Source organism: Thauera humireducens (assembly GCF_001051995.2).
GTDB lineage: Bacteria > Pseudomonadota > Gammaproteobacteria > Burkholderiales > Rhodocyclaceae > Thauera > Thauera humireducens.
The window spans coordinates 1,844,537-1,861,020 of sequence record NZ_CP014646.1 but is presented as its reverse complement, the minus strand read 5'-3'; the positions used below and the strand labels follow the sequence as shown (position 1 = coordinate 1,861,020).

The 16,484-nt window shown below is 66.4% G+C and carries 16 protein-coding genes; 10 read left to right on the top strand and 6 right to left on the bottom strand.

What is annotated here, in order from left to right; genetic code table 11:
• Positions 1-8 precede the first annotated feature (8 nt).
• Entirely contained in the window at positions 9-1,658 is a 1,650-nt protein-coding gene (locus AC731_RS08825) for a HAMP domain-containing methyl-accepting chemotaxis protein (protein WP_048705305.1), read from the top strand.
• 130 nt (positions 1,659-1,788) lie between these two features.
• On the opposite strand, the gene AC731_RS08820 is transcribed toward AC731_RS08825, so the two are convergent.
• Positions 1,789-2,544 (bottom strand): SDR family NAD(P)-dependent oxidoreductase, encoded by a 756-nt coding sequence (locus AC731_RS08820; RefSeq protein WP_048705302.1) that lies wholly within the window; start codon positions 2,542-2,544, stop codon positions 1,789-1,791.
• Between the two features lie 38 nt (positions 2,545-2,582).
• The gene (locus tag AC731_RS08815) at positions 2,583-3,386 is read right to left on the bottom strand and encodes an enoyl-CoA hydratase (protein ID WP_048705300.1); all 804 of its coding nucleotides are present in this window, start codon (positions 3,384-3,386) and stop codon (positions 2,583-2,585) included.
• Between the two features lie 160 nt (positions 3,387-3,546).
• Between AC731_RS08815 and AC731_RS08810 the strand changes: the two genes are divergently transcribed.
• Entirely contained in the window at positions 3,547-4,347 is an 801-nt protein-coding gene (locus tag AC731_RS08810; RefSeq protein ID WP_048705298.1) for an SDR family oxidoreductase, read from the top strand.
• Positions 4,348-4,389: 42 nt separating this feature from the next.
• Here the strand turns inward: AC731_RS08810 and AC731_RS08805 are convergent, their stop codons facing one another.
• Positions 4,390-5,385, bottom strand: a complete 996-nt coding sequence (locus AC731_RS08805) for a bile acid:sodium symporter family protein (RefSeq protein ID WP_048705294.1) — start codon at positions 5,383-5,385, stop codon at positions 4,390-4,392.
• 169 nt (positions 5,386-5,554) lie between these two features.
• Here AC731_RS08805 and AC731_RS08800 point away from each other — a divergent pair, with 169 nt between their 5' ends.
• Entirely contained in the window at positions 5,555-6,343 is a 789-nt protein-coding gene (locus AC731_RS08800; RefSeq protein WP_048705291.1) for an AraC family transcriptional regulator, read from the top strand.
• Positions 6,344-6,527: 184 nt separating this feature from the next.
• Entirely contained in the window at positions 6,528-7,439 is a 912-nt protein-coding gene (locus AC731_RS08795) for a bifunctional GNAT family N-acetyltransferase/nucleoside diphosphate kinase regulator (RefSeq protein WP_048705288.1), read from the top strand.
• 217 nt (positions 7,440-7,656) lie between these two features.
• Here the strand turns inward: AC731_RS08795 and AC731_RS08790 are convergent, their stop codons facing one another.
• Positions 7,657-8,229 carry an HNH endonuclease gene (locus tag AC731_RS08790; protein ID WP_048705285.1) on the bottom strand — a complete coding sequence of 191 codons (573 nt, stop codon included), beginning with the start codon at positions 8,227-8,229 and terminating at the stop codon, positions 7,657-7,659.
• 65 nt (positions 8,230-8,294) lie between these two features.
• Positions 8,295-8,942 carry a metallophosphoesterase gene (locus AC731_RS08785; protein WP_237266636.1) on the bottom strand — a complete coding sequence of 216 codons (648 nt, stop codon included), beginning with the start codon at positions 8,940-8,942 and terminating at the stop codon, positions 8,295-8,297.
• Between AC731_RS08785 and AC731_RS08780 the strand changes: the two genes are divergently transcribed.
• Positions 8,910-9,635 (top strand): hypothetical protein, encoded by a 726-nt coding sequence (locus tag AC731_RS08780; RefSeq protein WP_237266631.1) that lies wholly within the window; start codon positions 8,910-8,912, stop codon positions 9,633-9,635. The genes AC731_RS08785 and AC731_RS08780 overlap by 33 nt on opposite strands.
• 63 nt (positions 9,636-9,698) lie before the next feature.
• On the opposite strand, the gene AC731_RS08775 is transcribed toward AC731_RS08780, so the two are convergent.
• Positions 9,699-11,279 (bottom strand): MFS transporter, encoded by a 1,581-nt coding sequence (locus AC731_RS08775; protein ID WP_048705279.1) that lies wholly within the window; start codon positions 11,277-11,279, stop codon positions 9,699-9,701.
• A 309-nt stretch (positions 11,280-11,588) separates the two neighbouring features.
• Between AC731_RS08775 and AC731_RS08770 the strand changes: the two genes are divergently transcribed.
• Genes AC731_RS08770 through AC731_RS08750 form a run of 5 tightly spaced genes read left to right on the top strand, consistent with a single transcriptional unit; the run spans position 11,589 to position 16,483 of the window.
• The gene (locus AC731_RS08770; protein ID WP_048705277.1) at positions 11,589-12,566 is read left to right on the top strand and encodes an OB-fold domain-containing protein; all 978 of its coding nucleotides are present in this window, start codon (positions 11,589-11,591) and stop codon (positions 12,564-12,566) included.
• Between the two features lie 10 nt (positions 12,567-12,576).
• Positions 12,577-13,710 carry an acyl-CoA dehydrogenase family protein gene (locus tag AC731_RS08765; RefSeq protein WP_048705274.1) on the top strand — a complete coding sequence of 378 codons (1,134 nt, stop codon included), beginning with the start codon at positions 12,577-12,579 and terminating at the stop codon, positions 13,708-13,710.
• Positions 13,682-14,101: a MaoC family dehydratase gene (locus AC731_RS08760; RefSeq protein ID WP_048705271.1), complete on the top strand. Its 420-nt coding sequence runs from the start codon at positions 13,682-13,684 to the stop codon at positions 14,099-14,101. Before AC731_RS08765 ends, AC731_RS08760 begins: the two co-directional genes overlap by 29 nt.
• A 19-nt stretch (positions 14,102-14,120) precedes the next feature.
• Positions 14,121-15,299: a lipid-transfer protein gene (locus tag AC731_RS08755; RefSeq protein ID WP_048705268.1), complete on the top strand. Its 1,179-nt coding sequence runs from the start codon at positions 14,121-14,123 to the stop codon at positions 15,297-15,299.
• A gap of 17 nt (positions 15,300-15,316) precedes the next feature.
• Positions 15,317-16,483 carry an acyl-CoA dehydrogenase family protein gene (locus AC731_RS08750; protein ID WP_048705265.1) on the top strand — a complete coding sequence of 389 codons (1,167 nt, stop codon included), beginning with the start codon at positions 15,317-15,319 and terminating at the stop codon, positions 16,481-16,483.
• Position 16,484 lies beyond the last annotated feature (1 nt).

Genomic DNA, 16,484 nt, shown 5'->3' with positions numbered 1-16,484 from the left:
ACGACAACGTGACGAAACTCAGCATTGCACAGCGCCTGTGGATCTGGGCCGCGGTCGCGGGCTTCCTGTTCTTCGCGGCAGTGGCCTTCGGCTGGTACGGACTTCACCAGGCCAAGGAGTCCCTGCGCGAGGTTCACGAGATCAACATCGCCACCCTGGGGCGGCTGGAGGCGATCCAGTTGCGGCTGCTGTCGAACCGCCGGCTGATCCCGCTCGCCTTCCAGCTCGACCCCGAGGGCGGTCTGGCCTCGGCGCACGAGCGCCCGCTGCCCTATTACCTCGAGCAGATCGACCGCAACACGCGCGAGATCGAGACCTTGCTGCAGGCGCAGCGCGAGCGGCTGCGCGACCCCGAGGAAGAGGCCTTGTTCACCGCCTTCGAGGGGCACTACCGGGAGTGGCTGGCGCAGGTCGACGAGGTGCTGGCGTCGCTGCGCACCGGCCACTTCCGCCTGACCTACATGAGCGCCTTCGTCCAGGGCGGCGAACCGGCGGGCGATGCCACGGGCGAGGCCCTGGCCGCGCTCCATGCCCACCAGACCGACGTCACCGCCCGCATGTACGAGGCCGCGCAGGAGCGCTACCACGCCACCATAAGCGCCTATCTGGCGCTCTCGGTCATCGGCACGCTGTGCGGGGTCTTCATCGCGGTGAGTACGCTCCGGCGCCTGCGCACCGCCTTCGGCGTGGCGTCGCGTGTCGCCCGCTCGATCGCGGATGGCGACCTCTCGGTGAGCGTGCCCGCGCTGGGTTCGGACGAGTTCGGCGTGCTGCTCGGCGAGATCGGGCACATGCGCGACCGGCTCCACGGCCTGGTCGACGACCTGCGCCGCGAGGTGAAGCAACTGGGCGTGGAGGCGCGCCAGATGTCGGGCATCGCCGGGACGGCCTCGCAGCACGCGCTGTCGCAGGAAGAGGCGCTCAACCGCATGTCCGAGGCGGCCAATGCCCTGGTCCATTCGATCGACCAGGTGGAAACGCATGCCAGCCTGTCGCTGCAGACCACCGAGCGCTCCTCGGCCCGCGCCGAGGACAGCCGGCAGTTCATCCGCAGCATGGCCCGGGAGATGCATCGCGTGGCCGAGGTGGTTGACACCACCGCCGTCCAGGTCCAGGAACTCGAGCAGCTGTCGCAACGCATCAGCGGCGTGGTCAATGTCATCCGTGAGGTGGCGGAGCAGACCAACCTGCTGGCGCTCAACGCCGCCATCGAGGCCGCGCGTGCGGGCGAACAGGGGCGCGGTTTCGCCGTCGTCGCCGACGAGGTGCGCAAACTGGCCGAACGCACGGCGGCGTCGACGCAGGAGATCATCGTCACCATCAGCGATATCCAGGATCGCACCCGCGGCGTTTCCGCCGGCATGAAGCAGGTCGTCGAGCGGGTGGCTGCGGGGCAGGGCTTGTCGCGCGACGCCGAGGTGTCGGTCGAGAGCATCCGCGAAGGCACTCATGCGGTGTTCGAGGCCGTGGGCAGCATCGGCGAGCTGATCAAGGCGCAGGCCGAGTCCACGCGCGAGATCGTGCGCCGCATCGAGAGTGTTTCCAGCGGCACGGGCGACCTCTCGGCAAGCGCCACCCGCAGCGCCGAGTCGGCCGCCGGGCTCGATGCGCTGGCGCGCACGCTGGACGATCTGTCGGGACGCTTCCGCCTGGCCTGAGGCGGTTCGGTGCGCGCCGGTCGGCGTGCCCACAAGACAACGCCCCATCGGTTCCGTCCGGGACCGATGGGGCGTTTTGCATGACCGGGCGGGGCCCGGCCAGAGAAGGGGCGATTGAGGAGGTAGCGACTCAGGCGGTGATGCCGCCGCCGTTCAGCGGCACGATCTGGCCGGTGACCCATTCCGCCTCGCGCGAGGCGAGGTAGGCGACGCCGGCGCCGACATCGGCGGGCGAACCTGCGCGCGGGATGATGCAGTTCTTGCGCGCGAGCTCCTCCGAGCCTTCCCAGTTGTTCATCGTGCCCAGCGACAGCGCGTTCACATTCACGCCCTTGCGCCCGACCTCGGCCGCGAGCTGACGCACGAAGCCGACCACGCCGGCCTTCGAGGCCGCATAGGCAGCGATGCCCATCGGCACGGCCGCGCGCCAGGACTCGGAGGTGATGGCCACGATGCGGCCCCATTTCTTCTCGATCATGCCCGGCAGCACCGCGTGGCAGCCGTTCATCAGACCGTACATGTTGAGCTTGACGAAGCGCTCCCAGTCCTCGGGCCGGGACTCGAGGAACTTGCCGTAGCCCATGCCGGTGGTCGGCACGCCGGCGTTGGACACATAGATGTCCACGATGCCGGCCTGCTCGCGCACCGCGGCCACCATCTTCTGCACCGCATCGTAGTCGGTGACGTCGGCGGGCGCGGCCAGGGCCTTCAGCCCGGCGGCGCGCAGTTCGGCAGCGGCGGCTTCGGCGCGCTCGGGGAAGAAGTCGTTGACTGCGACGGTTGCACCCTGGCGGGCCAGGGTCTCGGCCACGCCGCGGCCCATGCCGCGGCCGGCGCCGGTCACGATGGCCACGCAGCCATCCAGTCTGAAGAGCGAGTCGGACATTTCGATTCCTGTTGATGGGTCGATGTGGATTGGAGGGGTCAGCGACCTTCGAACTTCGGCGGCCGCTTGTCGATGAAGGCCTGCATGCCTTCCTTCTGGTCGCGCGAGGCGAACAGCAGCGCGTTGGCGCGGCGCTCCATCGCCAGCGCGGTTTCGAGCGGGGCATCCATGCCCAGCAGGATGCATTCCTTGATCTGTTCGGCGGCCAGTGGGGGCATCGCCGCGATGGTGCGCGCCAGCTCGATCGCGGTCGGAATCACCTGGTCGTCGGGCACCAGGTCGCTGATCAGGCCGGCGGTCCACGCCTCGTGCGCGGTGATCGGCTTGCCGGTCAGCGCCATGCGCATCGCCTTCGCCTTGCCGACTGCGCGCACCAGGCGCTGCGTGCCGCCGATGCCCGGCATGATGCCGATGCGGATCTCGGGCTGGCAGAAGCGGGCGCCCTCGCCGGCGACGATGATGTCGGCCAGCATCGCCAGTTCGCAGCCGCCGCCGTAGGCGTAGCCGCACACCGCGGCGATCACCGGCTTGGGGCAATGCTGGATCGGGCCCCACACGCGCTCGGTGTGGCGCTGGGTGATCTCGATCGGGCCGACGCCGGCCATGCTGGTGATGTCGCCGCCCGCCGCGAACACCTTGTCGCCACCGGTCAGCACGATGCAGCGCACCGTGTCGTCCGCCGCCAGCTCGGTGAAGCGCTGCGACAGCAGGGCCTGCAGTTCGAGCGACAGCGCGTTGGTGGCCTGCGGCCGGTTCAGGCGCAGCAGGGCGACGCCGCCGTCGAGGCGTTCGAGCAGCAGGGGCGAGGCCGGATCGGACGGCGGTGTCAGGTCTGTGGTCATGGCGTCTCCAGGAGCGCCCCGCGCGCGACGGCCGGGGAAGGGGATGGGACGAATGTTCCGCCCTCGACGCAAGCCGCTCATCGTCCGTTCAGACGACGATCGGGGCGAAGCGCGCCCCTAGACTCGCAGGCATCGAACGAACCCTCGTGGAGACAGGTGCATGAATACTCAGGCTTCCCCATCGGCGGCGCTGGATTACCGCGGCAAGGTCGTGCTCGTGACCGGCGGCACCAAGGGCATCGGCGCCGGCATCGCGCGGGGCTTCCTCGCCGCGGGGGCGACGGTGGTCGTCTGCGGCCGCAATGCGCCGGAGGTACTGCCCGAGGCCGGCGGCAAGGCGGCTGACTTCATCCCTGCCGACGTGCGCGACATCGAATCGCCGCAGGCCCTGTTTGCCGCCATCCGCGAGCGCTTCGGCCGCCTCGACGTGCTGGTCAACAACGCCGGCGGGGCGCCCTTCGCGCTTGCCGACAAGGCCTCGCCGCGCTTTCACGAAGGCATCATCCGCCTCAACCTCATCGCTCCGCTCAACGTCGCCCAGCAAGCCAATGCGCTGATGCAGGAACAGGACGGCGGCGGCGTCATCATCTTCATCGGCAGCGTTGCCGCGTCGCGTCCCTCGCCGGGCACCGCCGCCTATGGTGCGGCCAAGGCCGGTGTGCTGTCGCTTGCGTCCTCGCTGGCGGTGGAGTGGGCGCCCAAGGTACGTGTGTTGACCATCAGCCCGGGGCTGGTGCAGACCGAGCAGGCGCACCTGCACTATGGCGACGAGGCCGGCATCGCCGCGGTGGGTGCCACCATCCCCGCCGGCCGCATGGCGACGCCGGACGACATCGCCAACGCCTGTCTGTACGCCGGCTCGCCGATGGCCGCCTACTTCGCCGGCACCAACCTGCTGCTGCATGGCGGCGGCGAGCGGCCGGCCTTCCTCGCCGCGGCCAATACCGGCGATCAGCACTGACGAGGCCGCGCCCGAGTCAGAAGCGCGGCCCCGCCTCGGCCCTCAGTGCGGGGCGCGCTGCTCCACGGCCGCCGGCTGGTCGCGCTCGGCGTATCGCCGCGCCATCACGGCGCACACCATCAACTGGATCTGGTGGAACACCATCAGCGGCAGGATGGCGAGGCCCGCCGCCCCGCCGCTGAAGATGATCTGCGCCATCGGCACGCCGGTCGCCATGCTCTTCTTCGAGCCGCAGAACACGATCGTGATCTCGTCCTCGACATTGAAGCCGAACGTGCGCGCGAGCCAGGTGGTGGCGACCAGCACCAGCGCGAGCAGCACCACGCAGCACACCACCAACTGCGCCAGCGCCGAGGCCGGCACCACGCGCCAGATCCCGTCGAGCACCGCCGCGCCGAAGGCCGTATACACCACCAGCAGGATCGACCCCTGGTCCACCAGGCGCAGCCAGCGCTGCTGCTGCATCACCCAGTCGGCGATCCACGGGCGCAGGGCATGGCCGGCCGCGAAGGGCAGCAGCAACTGCACGCCGATCTTCAGCACGGCTTCCCCGAGCGGCACGCCCGCCCCGGTGCTGCCCAGCACCAGGCCCGCCAGCAGCGGCGTCAGCACGATGCCGACCAGACTCGATGCCGACGCCGCGCAGACGGCCGCCGGAATGTTGCCGCGCGCGATCGAGGTGAAGGCGATGGCCGATTGCACCGTGCCCGGCAGCAGGCACAGGTAGAGCATGCCGAGCCAGAGCCCGTCGCCCAGCAGCGGACGCAGCACCGGCCCGAGCGCAAGGCCGAGCAGGGGAAACATCGCGAAGGTGCACACGAACACCAGCAGGTGCAGGCGCCAGTGCATCGCTCCGTCGATGATGGCCCGGCGCGAAAGCCGCGCGCCATGCAGGAAGAACAGCAGCGCGATCCCCGCATGGGTCAGCCAGTCGAAGAACACGGCGAACGCGCCCTGCGCGGGCAGAAAGGTGGCCAGCACCACGACGGCGGTGAGCAGGAGCGTGAAGCGGTCGAAAAGCAGAAGCAGAAGGTTCATGGCGGTCCGGGCATGTGCGGAGAAAGGGGAGAGGGTGAGGTGGAACCGGGCTGGAAACAGGCCCCGGAAAGGCGCGCTGGCCGCGACGGTAGCGCGCTTGAGACGAAGCCTAACGAAGGGCGATACTTCCAGCTAACGCCAACCGGCACTTCGATATCGCTGACAAGACATGCTACCGACGCCTTCCGAAGAACTCGCCGGGCTCGCCGCCCTGCCGCGATCGATATTCGGCCACGCCGAGTCGGTGGCCAATCGCGCGCTCGGCTATCGCCACGCCCATCCCTGGGTCCAGTTTGCGTATGCGGTGGCCGGCGTGCTCGACGTGCGCACCGATGCGGGGCGATTCATCGCGCCCCCGCAGCGCGCGGTGTGGATTCCCGCGGGCGTGGCGCATCAGGTCCGCTGCTCGGCCGACACCGAGATCCGCAGCCTCTACATCGAGCCCGCCGCCTTGCCCGCCGCGCAGGGCGGTTGCCGCGTACTTGCCGTGAGCCCGCTGCTGCGCGAGCTGATCCGCGCCTTCGGCGCCCTGCCGGCCGAGTACGACGAGCACGGGCCAGGCGGCCGGCTCGCCGCCGTCCTGCTCGATCAGGTGGCCGCAGCGCCCACGCTGGGCCTGATGCTGCCGCTGCCGCAGGAGCCCCGCCTACGACGGATCTGCGAAGCGCTCGAGGCCGAACCGGATTCACGCGAAGGCCTGGTTGCCTGGAGCGCACGCCTGGGATGCACGGAACGCACGCTGGCACGGCTCTTCCGCCAGCACACCGGCTTGAACTTCCGCCTCTGGCGCCAGCGCCTGCGCCTGATCAGCGCCTTGCCCCTGCTCGAAGCCGGCGAGCGCGTCACCGACGTCGCTATTGCCTGCGGGTACGACTCGGTGTCGGCGTTTATCGCGAGCTTCAGGGAGCATTTCGGGGCGACGCCGGGGGAGTTTGCGGGGGAGCGGGGGGATGGGTGAGTGATGACTGAACAAGGGTAGGGTCAGCAGAGACCAAGGTCCTCGGTCACGGGGTTACTTCAAGCGGCATACGCGGGTCGCCTCGACTTCGCCCTCGCAGAACCCTAAAATGGCGGCTCTCCCGAAAGAACCGTCATGGCCGTGTCCATGAAAGGCTTTCATTCTCGCTGCCAAAGTGGTGAAGATGACCAAGCCTTTCATTTCTCTGTGTCCCGAGATCACTCGGGCCGACGCGCTCACTCTCATGGACTGGCTGGAGGACGAATGCGTCACCCGCTACCTGAGCGATTCCCGCCATGTTTCCCGCTTTATCGAAGACGTCATCGGACGTGTTCAGCTGCCTGTCCTGACCCATCTGTTCAATCAAGGCGGCCGGTTCTTCATGGCCTACGATCGGCATGATGTGCCTGTGGGTTTTGTACGTCTCGTCAAAACCGGGCGGGACTGTGAAATGGTCCTGGTCATCGGCAACCGCGACAACTGGGGGCGCAAGCTTGGCGCCAGTGCCATCCGCGAAGGGATGAAACTCGCGTTCTTCGAAATGCGGGCCGACAAGCTCATCGCCAAGATCCACATGGAAAACACACGGTCGCTGAAGGCTTTCGAACACTGTGGCTTCGTGCTGGAAAGCCAGACGCCTACCCTGAAGTCGTTCGCCATGAGCGCCGAGCGTTATCTCCGGCTCCTGCGAGAAGGCGCCTCTAATCACGCCGCTGACATCCACATCACCGAATTCGACAAGGAACGGCTCACGAGTCTGCTCGTATTCGAGCATCCCTCGGCAGTTTTCGAACTCGAGCACGAGATCGAGCGGGCCATCGTCGTCGAGCCGCGTCAAGTGCCGCAGAATGTCGTCACGATGAACTCAAGGACTTTGCTGCAGCTGGACGACGAGGAAATGGAAGTGGCGCTGGTCTACCCGGAGGACGCGGATGACAGCGCCGGGAAATTGTCGGTTTGCTCCGACATTGGTACCGCGATCCTGGGCTACAAGGTGGGCGATGCCTTCGACTTGCGCATGACGAACCGGACCCGCCATATTCAGATTAGGAAAGTGCTTTATCAGCCAGAGGCCGCAGGCCATTTCCACCTGTAGGCTCTCACGCTGTGTCACGGTGGCCGATTTCACTACGAGTCAGCAGTCACAGTGATTCGCCAGGCGAATATGTAGAGAGCCCGTTTGGGGGGATTATGAACAGTTGGCCACCTGCGACCGTCTTGAGCCGACCCGTTGCCGCCGTTGAGCTTGCAAAAAACTTGTCATCCAACGTAGAGGTGGCCAGCGACCGAAGGGAGCGAGGTCGACCACCAGGTTAGAGGGCTTTGTATGCACTTGCGACCTCGGCATTTATCTTTGCAGCAAGCTCCTGCGCTTCGCGCATGAGGGACTGCACACGCTCAAGATTTTCTTGGTGCTGCGCCCAAACATCCTGCCCAACGATGGCTGCAAAGTCTATTTTTGTGGGAGCCTTTGATTCCTCGTAAGCCTCAAGTCGTTTGACTCGTTCTTGGATGTCCTTGATGCCACGCGCTGTTGGAGACAGTTTTGCGGTGCTGAGCATCCAAGTTTTCCATTCCTTGTTGCCCTTTGATTGATTGCACTTTCCACAAGATGGAACGAGATTGTGGATTTCAGAGATGTACCCGGTTGGCTTCTTGTCTTTCACGAGTGGGCGAAGGTGATCCCATTCCGAAGCAACGCCGCCACAGTATGCGCACTGAAATGTTTCCGGAGTCATTCCAAGTATTTCCAAGGCGCGTTTTATCTCTTCCTCGCCGGGAGGCACAACCGGAATTATTGAATTAATGAAAGCGTTCGTGATGCTGGAAGAGCGCCCCGTAATCTTTATAGGGGTTGGCATTCTGAAAAGCGTCAAGTATTTCATTGGTGTTGCGCTCTAGCTTTTTGTGGTTTCAGTTCTGCTGCGTAATATCCGAATGCCTGATAGCTTCATTGAAGATCAAAAACCGCAATCTCGGGCCGTGCAAAAAACCGCAGCGGCAGAACTGATGTGCCAAGCCCCCGCGACACATACAGCGGACACACCGCCGTCTCGTATCGCCCTGCCACGAACGGCACACTGCCAGGCGGCAACGGGCCAAACGCCCAGCCAAACAGCGTGATTTGACCGCCGTGGGTGTGGCCTGACAAACACAAGTCGAAGGCTCTGTTGGGCAGCCCTACACCGGCCGATTTCGCCGCAAAGAAACCGGGGGAATGCTGGACCAGGATCGTTAGTCCCGCAGCATCTTCCTCCGGGCCCCGAATGGCGAGATCGAGGCGCGGCGTCCCCGCCGTTGCGTCATCAAGGCCGAACAGTCGAACTTGGCGGCCTTCAACCGGAAATTGCACCCCTGCATTCACCAGCAACGTGACGTTGTGGTCACGATAGAGCTTGTGCAATTGCTCAAGCGGGACATCGCCCCAGTACTCCCAGTTTCCCAGTACCGCGACAGCGTGCGGCACGTCGACTTGCGACAGGAGTGCGCGTAGGACTGGCAGATCGCCAGGCTCATCGACCACATCACCGGCCAAGATGAGGATGTCTGGGCGGACCACACGCAATTGTTCGATAACGGCACGCTCTCGGTAGCCCACCCCGTCGAGGTGAAGATCAGAGAGCACGGCGATGCGAATCGGTGTGACGCGTCGCCGGCAAATACTGCCGACACGGTCAGCATCTCTCAGGCTGCACGCGATCTCTATGCGAGTGTCGAGAACCAGGCCAAGCCTGCAGTTTCCGCGGTCAACAACGTCAAGACCGCATTCGACACCACGAAAGGCAGGATGGATCTCGACATCGAGTCCTACTTCGCGCCACAGGGCAGTGATGGCGTGGATCTGGATGCCGTGCCGCTACTGCTTCCGAGCCAGAAGAACATCGAAGCCCTGTCGAACTACCTTTCGGCGCAGATGCCGGGTTTCCTGGCCGACAAGGGCATCCCGACGCCACCAGCGAGCATGACATACGACAGCATGGGGCAGATCGAACTGCCGGCTGATTACCCCTATGCGGCGGAGTTCAAACAGGCGCTGAAAGACAATCCGGCGATGGAACGGGCCTTACGCACGACTTCAGCGCTGACGTCGCATGTAGTTGAGATGAACAAGTCCATTCCCTTCCAACGCGAATACGCGGCGGCCACATCGCAGACCCAGATCGACGCTGTTGTCGCGAAGTACCACTACCTATTCTCCGCAAATCGTCACTACGACAGCATCGCGCTCAACTTCACGACCGACGGTATCCTGAGTATCACCCACGACGGAAAGCCGCTTTCCGGCGCCTGAGTCTCTGGTCCGGCGGCGCGCGCCGCGACGTCGCTTGACCGGGCATTTCCCAAGCACCCCCCCTCAACCCACCCGTGCCTGCGCTTCCCCCGTTACCGCCGCCGCGCGCGTGCGCGCCAGACGCAGGCTCAGGACCAGCGCCAGCCCGATGAGGCCGAGCAGCATGTAGCCCACGTTGGTGAGGGCGGTGTTCAGGCCGGCGATGTTGGCTTCGGCGAGCACGGCGTCGGCCGACAGCCCAGCCTCGCCCAGGCGGGTGGCGACTTCGGCGGGCAGTTCGCGTGCGCGGCTGCTGGCGGCGCGGGCGAGGGCCTCCACCGAGGTCGACGGGAGATCGAGCGCTGCGATCTGGCGCAGGATCGCGTCCTGCGTGGCGTAGGCCAGGCTGGCGCCGAACACCGCGAGCGACAGCGACGAGCCGGTGGGGCTGCCGAGGTCGCGGAACATGCTGAAGAGGCCGCTGCCCGCGCCCATGTCCTTGGCGGGCACCGCGCCCAGCGCCAGCTTCATGATCGCCGGGGTGTTGCAGCCGATCGACAGGCCCATGATGCAGGCCACGGCGATCACCATCCACAGCGGCGTGGTGACGTCGATGTTGAGGAAGAGCAGGGTGCCGCCCAGGCTGGCGAGCATGGCGATGATGACCAGCACGCGCGGTTCGATGCGGTCGACCAGCTTGCCCGCGATCGGCGAGCTGATGAGCCCGCTGCCGTAGAGGAAGAGGGTGACGAAGCCGAACTGCGCTGCCGTGCCTCCCGGGCGGCTGTTGATGAAGAAGGCCAGCGAATAGACAACGCCGCTGGAGAAGATCATGTGCAGCCAGTAGATCGCCGAGGGCGTGGCGAAGGTGCCGCGCGCCAGGATGCCGAGGTCGATCACCGGGTTGGCCATACGCTTGCTGTGCCGCCACAGCACGATCAGCGCGCTGATGCCGACGACCACGATGGCCCAGGTGATGGGCGATTCCTTGCCGAAGTTGGTCGCCCAGGTGGGCAGCGACAGCAGCGAGGCGATGACGGCGAACAGCAGCATCGCGCCGGTGTAGTCGAAGGCGGCTTGGTTTTTGGCCGGGGCGATCTCGGGCACCAGCATGCGCACCGGCACGAGGCCGATCAGCGTGAGCGCGCCGCTGATCCAGTACACGCTGGGCCAGCCCAGGCGATCGATCAGCAGGCCGCCGAGCAGGCCGCCCGAGGCGGCGCCGAAGGTCATCGTGAAGGCGAGGATGCCCAGCGCCAGGCCGCGCTTGTTGTCGGGAAAGAGGTGGGTGGCGTAGGCGAACACGCCCGGCAGGATGCATGCCGCGCCCAGGCCCTGGACGAAGCGGGCGCCGAGGAAGAACCAGAAGTTGGGCGCCCAGGCGGCGGCGAACTCCGACGCAGCGAACACCAGCATGCCGATCGTGATGACCCGTTTGCGCCCGTGCTGGTCGCCCAGGCGGCCCATGATCGGGGCGAACACGGTCAGCGCCAGCGAATACAGGATCAGGATCAGCGCCGACATGTTCACCGGAATGCCGAAATGCCGGGTCACGCTCGGTAGCGCGGGTGCCTGGAAGGCGGCGGCCTCGATGGTGATGAAGGTGCCGAACAACAGGGCGGCATACACGGCCCAGGCCGTGCGCGTGTCGGTGCGTGAATCCATTGGCTGTCTCCGGATGCAGCGCATGCGGGCGCGCGCCGCCTTTTTGTGTCGGCGGATGTTCATGCCCGAGGGGTGGGGGCACATCGTCCGATGGGACTAAATCGGGCTCGTAAAACCGCGCCGAATGTCGAGGTTCGGCCGCCTTGTCCATCGTCCGTTCAGACGAAGTGCCGTGGTCGGTCCTGCTCTTAGACTCGCTGCAAGCGCTGCGAAAAGGGTGTGCCGCCAATATGGTGGTGCCGCTCGCAGCAGGGTCCAGCAGGGGCGGCAGCTTGAAGACGGCGCCTCACACAACCGCAGGAGACGAACTTGGCTGAACAGGAATGGATGTCCGAAGTGCGTGCCAAGGTGGGTCGCGAGTACGGTCGCGTCTACGCCTGGGACGAGGTCAACGCGCCGATGATCCGGCAGTGGTGCGAGGTGATGGGCGTCGACAACCCGCTCTACACCGACGCGGATTATGCCGCGACCACGGAGTTCGGTGGCATCGTGGCGCCGCCGGCGATGCTGCAGGCCTGGTGTCTCGAAGGCCTGCACATGAACAACTACGCGCCGGGATCGACCGACGAGAACCCTTACGAAGTGCTCAAGACCATGGAGGCGCATGGCTTGCCTTCGGTGGTGGCGGTGAATTCCGACCTCCACTTCGAGCGCTACGTGAAGCTGGGCGAGAAGCTCTACTACACCACCCGCCTGGATGCGATCGGCGAGGAGAAGACCACCGCGCTCGGCACGGGCTACTTCGTCACGCTGATCATGAGCTTCTTCTCGCAGAAGCCCGAGGGTGACGAGAAGGTCGGCCAGCTGCTGTTCCGCGTGTTCAAGTTCCGTCCCGCCAACGTGCCCAAGCCGGTGGAGAAGGGTGCGGCACCCGCGGTGCCCAAGTTCAAGCGTCCCAAGCCGGGCGTCAGCGACGACACCCGCTTCTTCTGGGAAGGCGCCGAAGCCGGCAAGCTGCTGATCCAGCGCTGCACCTGCTGCAGCACGCTGCGCCATCCGCCGGCGCCGGTGTGCATCAAGTGCCATTCCTTCGACTGGGACACGGTCGAGGCATCGGGCAAGGGCAGCATCTATTCCTTCGTCGTCATGCACTACCCCGAGGTGCCGCCGTTCGAGCATCCCAACCCGATCGGCCTCATCGAACTCGACGAGGGCGTGCGCCTGATCGCTGGCCTGGTGGGCGTCAAGCGTGACGAGATCCAGATCGGTCAGCGCGTGCAGGTCGAGTTCCAGTCCTTCGACGACGGCGAACTGACCCTGCCGATGTTCCGGCCGGTTGCGGCCTGAGGAGACGAACATGGATTTCCAACTGACTGACGATCAGCGCGCCATCGCCGACATGGCGGGCAGCCTGTTCGGCGACCTGTGCACCGACGACCGCCTGCGCGCCTTCGACACCGCGGGCGAGCCCTTCATGGCCGACCTGTGGAAGCAGTGCGTCGAGACCGGCCTGCATGCGCTGGCGATTCCGGAAGACGCGGGCGGTAGCGGCCTGGGCATGACCGAGCTGATGCTGGTGCTCGAAGCCCAGGGGCGCGGCCTCGGCCATGTGCCGCTGTGGCGCCACCAGCTTGGCGCTGCCACGCTGGCGCGCTTCGGTGGTGACAGCGGCGCCGGGATCGCTGCCGCCGCAGCCGAAGGCAAGCTGCTGATCACGCTGTCGCTCGATGCCGCGGCATCGGCCCATGGCGTTGCGCTCAAGGCGCGCCGCGACGGCGACGGCTGGGTGCTCGACGGCAAGGTGGCCGCCGTGGCGCTGGGTGCCGAGGTGTGCCGCGCCTTGCTGCTGGCCGACACTGACGACGGCCCCCGGCTGGTGTCGGTGGATCTGCGCGCCGCCGGCATCGACAAGGTCGCGGGTGTGTTCACCCACCGCGAGGCGGTGGCCGACCTGGGCTTCAAGGCCCACCGCCTGCCTGCGGACGCAGTGCTGCCCGAGGCGGCGCTGTCCTGGCTGGAGCAGCGCGCCATCGCCGCGCTGGCCGCGCTGCAACTGGGCGTGAGCACCGAGCAGGTGCGCCGCACGGTTGCGTACATCAACGACCGTCGCCAGTTCGACCGCGCCATCGCCACCTTCCAGGCGGTGCAGATGAGCATGGCCGACGCCCACATCGCGATCGAGGCGCTGCGCTCCGCGCTGTGGCAGCTCGTGTATCGCCTGGACGCCGGCCTGCCGTCGCCGTCCGAGGCGCTGGCGGTCAAGTACCTCGCCAACGAATGCGGCCACCTCGTAGGCCACAAGGCTCAGCACGTGCATGGCGGCATCGGCGTCGATCTGACCTATCCGATCCACCGCTACCTCTACTGGAGCCGCGCGATCGGCATCACCCTGGGCGGCAGCGCCGCCACGCTCGAACGACTCGGCGACTGGCTCGCCAACAACGACAAGCTGGGATGGAAATATGACCTCGAAGAACAGCAAGCGCTTTGACGACGTGCGCCCCGGCGAGGCGCTGCCGGAGCTGGCGATCCCGATCACGACGACGCTGATCGCCTCGGCGGCGATCGCCACCCGCGACTACTTCCCCGGCCACCACGACATGGAAGCCGCACAGCAGCTCGGCTCGCCGCACGTGTTCATGAACATCCTCACCACCAGCGGCCTCTCCCAGCGCTTCGTCGAAGGCTGGGCCGGTCCGGCGGCGCGCTTCAAGGATCTCAAGATCAAGCTCGGCGCGCCCAACTACCCGGGCGACACCATGACCTTCAGCGGCGAGGTCGTCCGCACCGACGCGGCCAGCCGCGAGGTGGAAGTCGCGCTCAAGGGCAAGAACTCGATGGGCAGCCACGTGACCGGCACGGCCACGCTGGTGCTGCCCTGACATGCGGAGAACCGAACTCATGACGGATATGTCCCTTTCCGGCCGCGCTGCCATCGTTGGCCTGGGCGCGACCGAATTCTCCAAGAACTCCGGCCGCACCGAGCTGCGCCTGGCGATGGAATCCACCCTGGCCGCGCTGGCCGACGCCGGCATCGACCCGTCCGAGGTCGAAGGCTTCTCGTCCTACACCATGGACAAGGTGCCCGACTACGAGATCGCGCGCCTGCTCGGCTGCAAGAACGTCAAGTTCTTCTCCCAGATCCCGCACGGCGGCGGCGCCGCTTGCGCTCCGGTGGTGCACGCGGCGATGGCGGTGGCCACCGGGCTGGCCAAGGTGGTGGTGGTGTTCCGCGCCATGAACGAGCGTTCGTGGTATCGCTTCGGCACCGGCACCTATGGCTTTGGCGACACGCCGATTTTCGAGAACGTAAACTACGGCTGGTACATGCCCTACGGCTTTCACACTCCGGCGGCCTGGGTGGGCATGTTCGCCCAGCGTTACATGCACGAATACGGCGCCACCAGCGAGGACTTCGGCCGCGTGTCGGTCGCCGTGCGCGACTTCGCCGCCACCAACCCGGCGGCCTTCTTCTACGGCAAGCCGATCACGCTGGCAGAGCACCAGGCCTCGAAGTGGATCGCCGAACCGCTGCGCCTGCTCGACTGCTGCCAGGAGTCCGACGGCGCGGTGGCGATGGTCATCACCTCGGCCGAGCGCGCCCGCGACCTCAAGCAGAAGCCGGTCATCATCAAGGCCGGCTCGCAGGGCATCACCGAAGGTCAGCAGAGCATGACCTCCTACTACCGCGACGACATCACCGGCCTGCCGGAGATGGGCGTGGTGGCGAAGGAGCTCTACGCCCAGTCCGGCCTCGGCCCCGACGCCTTCCAGACCGCGGTGATCTACGACCACTTCACCCCCTTCGTACTGCCGCAGCTGGAAGAGTTCGGCTTCTGCAAGCGCGGCGAGGCCAAGGACTTCATCCGTGCCGGCGAGCACGCCCGCGGCGGCAAGCTGCCGATCAACACCCACGGTGGCCAGCTGGGCGAGGCCTACATCCACGGCATGAACGGCGTCGCCGAGGCGGTGCGCCAGGTGCGCGGCACGGCCGCCAACCAGGTGGCCGATGTCGAAAACGTGCTGGTCACCGCCGGCACCGGCGTGCCGACCAGCGGCCTCATCCTCGGCGTCGCCTGAGCGAAGGAGAACGAACGATGTTCGTCGATCTGACCCCGGAACAACACGCGCTGCGCCTGAAGGTGCGCGACTACTTCCAGACCCTGATGACCCCCGAGCTGCGCAGCGAGCTGCGCGGCAAGGAAGGCGGCGAGCTGTACCGCAACACCATCCGCAAGATGGGCGCGGACGGTTGGCTGGCGGTGGGCTGGCCCAAGGAACACGGCGGCCAGGGCTATGCCGCCACCGAGCAGCTGATCTTCTTCGAGGAAGCCAACATCGCCGGTGCGCCGCTGCCCTTCGTCACCATCAGCACGGTCGGCCCGGCGCTGATGGAGGCGGGCACCGAGCTGCAGAAGAAGAAGTTCCTGCCCGGCATCGCCGCCGGCGAGATCATGTTCGCCATCGGCTATTCCGAGCCGGAGGCGGGCTCCGACCTCGCCACGCTCAAGACCAGTGCGCGGCTTGAAGGCGACCACTTCGTGGTTAACGGCAACAAGCTGTGGACCTCGGGCGCCGAGGCCGCCGACTTCGTCTGGCTCGCCGCGCGCACCGATCCCAACCTGCCGCGCCACAAGGGCGTGTCCATCCTGATCCTGGACACCCGGGCGGAAGGCTTCTCGCACACCGTCATCCCCACCTGCAGCAACCCCACTGCCGCCACCTACTACGACAACGTGAAGGTGCCGAAGGAGATGCTGGTGGGCGAGCTCAACGGTGGCTGGAAGCTCATCACCGCCCAGCTCAACCACGAGCGCCTGGGCCTAGGCTCCTGGTCGGACAAGGTCGTCGCGCTGTATCGCCGCGTGCTGCTGTGGGCCAAGGCCCAGGACGAGAACGGCCGCCGCGCGGTCGATGCCGCCTGGGTGCGCAGCCTGCTGGCCGAGTGCTACGCGAAGATCGAGGCCATGCGGCTGATCAACTTCCGCATCGCCGCCGACCTCGAGCGCGGCCACATGGACGTGGCGCTGGCGTCGGCGACCAAGGTGTACGGTTCGGAGTCCGCGGTCGATATCCTGCGCAAGCTGTCCGAGATCGTCGGCGCCAGCGGCCTGGTGTGCGAAGGGTCGGCGGCCGCGGCCCTGCTCGGCGAGCTGGAATACGAGGTGCGCGCCTCGGTCACGCTGACCTTCGGCGGCGGTACCAACGAGATCCAGCGCGAACTGGTGGCACAGTTCGGCCTTGGCATGCCGCGTTCGCGCTGAA

Bases quoted from the DNA above. Each gene is read 5' to 3' on its own strand.
- AC731_RS08760 (WP_048705271.1), top strand. From the start codon at position 13,682: ATGACCTCGAAGAACAGCAAGCGCTTTGACGACGTGCGCCCCGGCGAG.
- AC731_RS08795 (WP_048705288.1), top strand. From the start codon at position 6,528: ATGACCAAGCCTTTCATTTCTCTGTGTCCCGAGATCACTCGGGCCGAC.
- AC731_RS08755 (WP_048705268.1), top strand. From the start codon at position 14,121: ATGACGGATATGTCCCTTTCCGGCCGCGCTGCCATCGTTGGCCTGGGC.
- AC731_RS08805 (WP_048705294.1), bottom strand. From the start codon at position 5,385: ATGAACCTTCTGCTTCTGCTTTTCGACCGCTTCACGCTCCTGCTCACC.
- AC731_RS08765 (WP_048705274.1), top strand. From the start codon at position 12,577: ATGGATTTCCAACTGACTGACGATCAGCGCGCCATCGCCGACATGGCG.
- AC731_RS08800 (WP_048705291.1), top strand. From the start codon at position 5,555: ATGCTACCGACGCCTTCCGAAGAACTCGCCGGGCTCGCCGCCCTGCCG.
- AC731_RS08815 (WP_048705300.1), bottom strand. From the start codon at position 3,386: ATGACCACAGACCTGACACCGCCGTCCGATCCGGCCTCGCCCCTGCTG.
- AC731_RS08790 (WP_048705285.1), bottom strand. From the start codon at position 8,229: ATGAAATACTTGACGCTTTTCAGAATGCCAACCCCTATAAAGATTACG.
- AC731_RS08750 (WP_048705265.1), top strand. From the start codon at position 15,317: ATGTTCGTCGATCTGACCCCGGAACAACACGCGCTGCGCCTGAAGGTG.
- AC731_RS08810 (WP_048705298.1), top strand. From the start codon at position 3,547: ATGAATACTCAGGCTTCCCCATCGGCGGCGCTGGATTACCGCGGCAAG.
- AC731_RS08820 (WP_048705302.1), bottom strand. From the start codon at position 2,544: ATGTCCGACTCGCTCTTCAGACTGGATGGCTGCGTGGCCATCGTGACC.
- AC731_RS08775 (WP_048705279.1), bottom strand. From the start codon at position 11,279: ATGGATTCACGCACCGACACGCGCACGGCCTGGGCCGTGTATGCCGCC.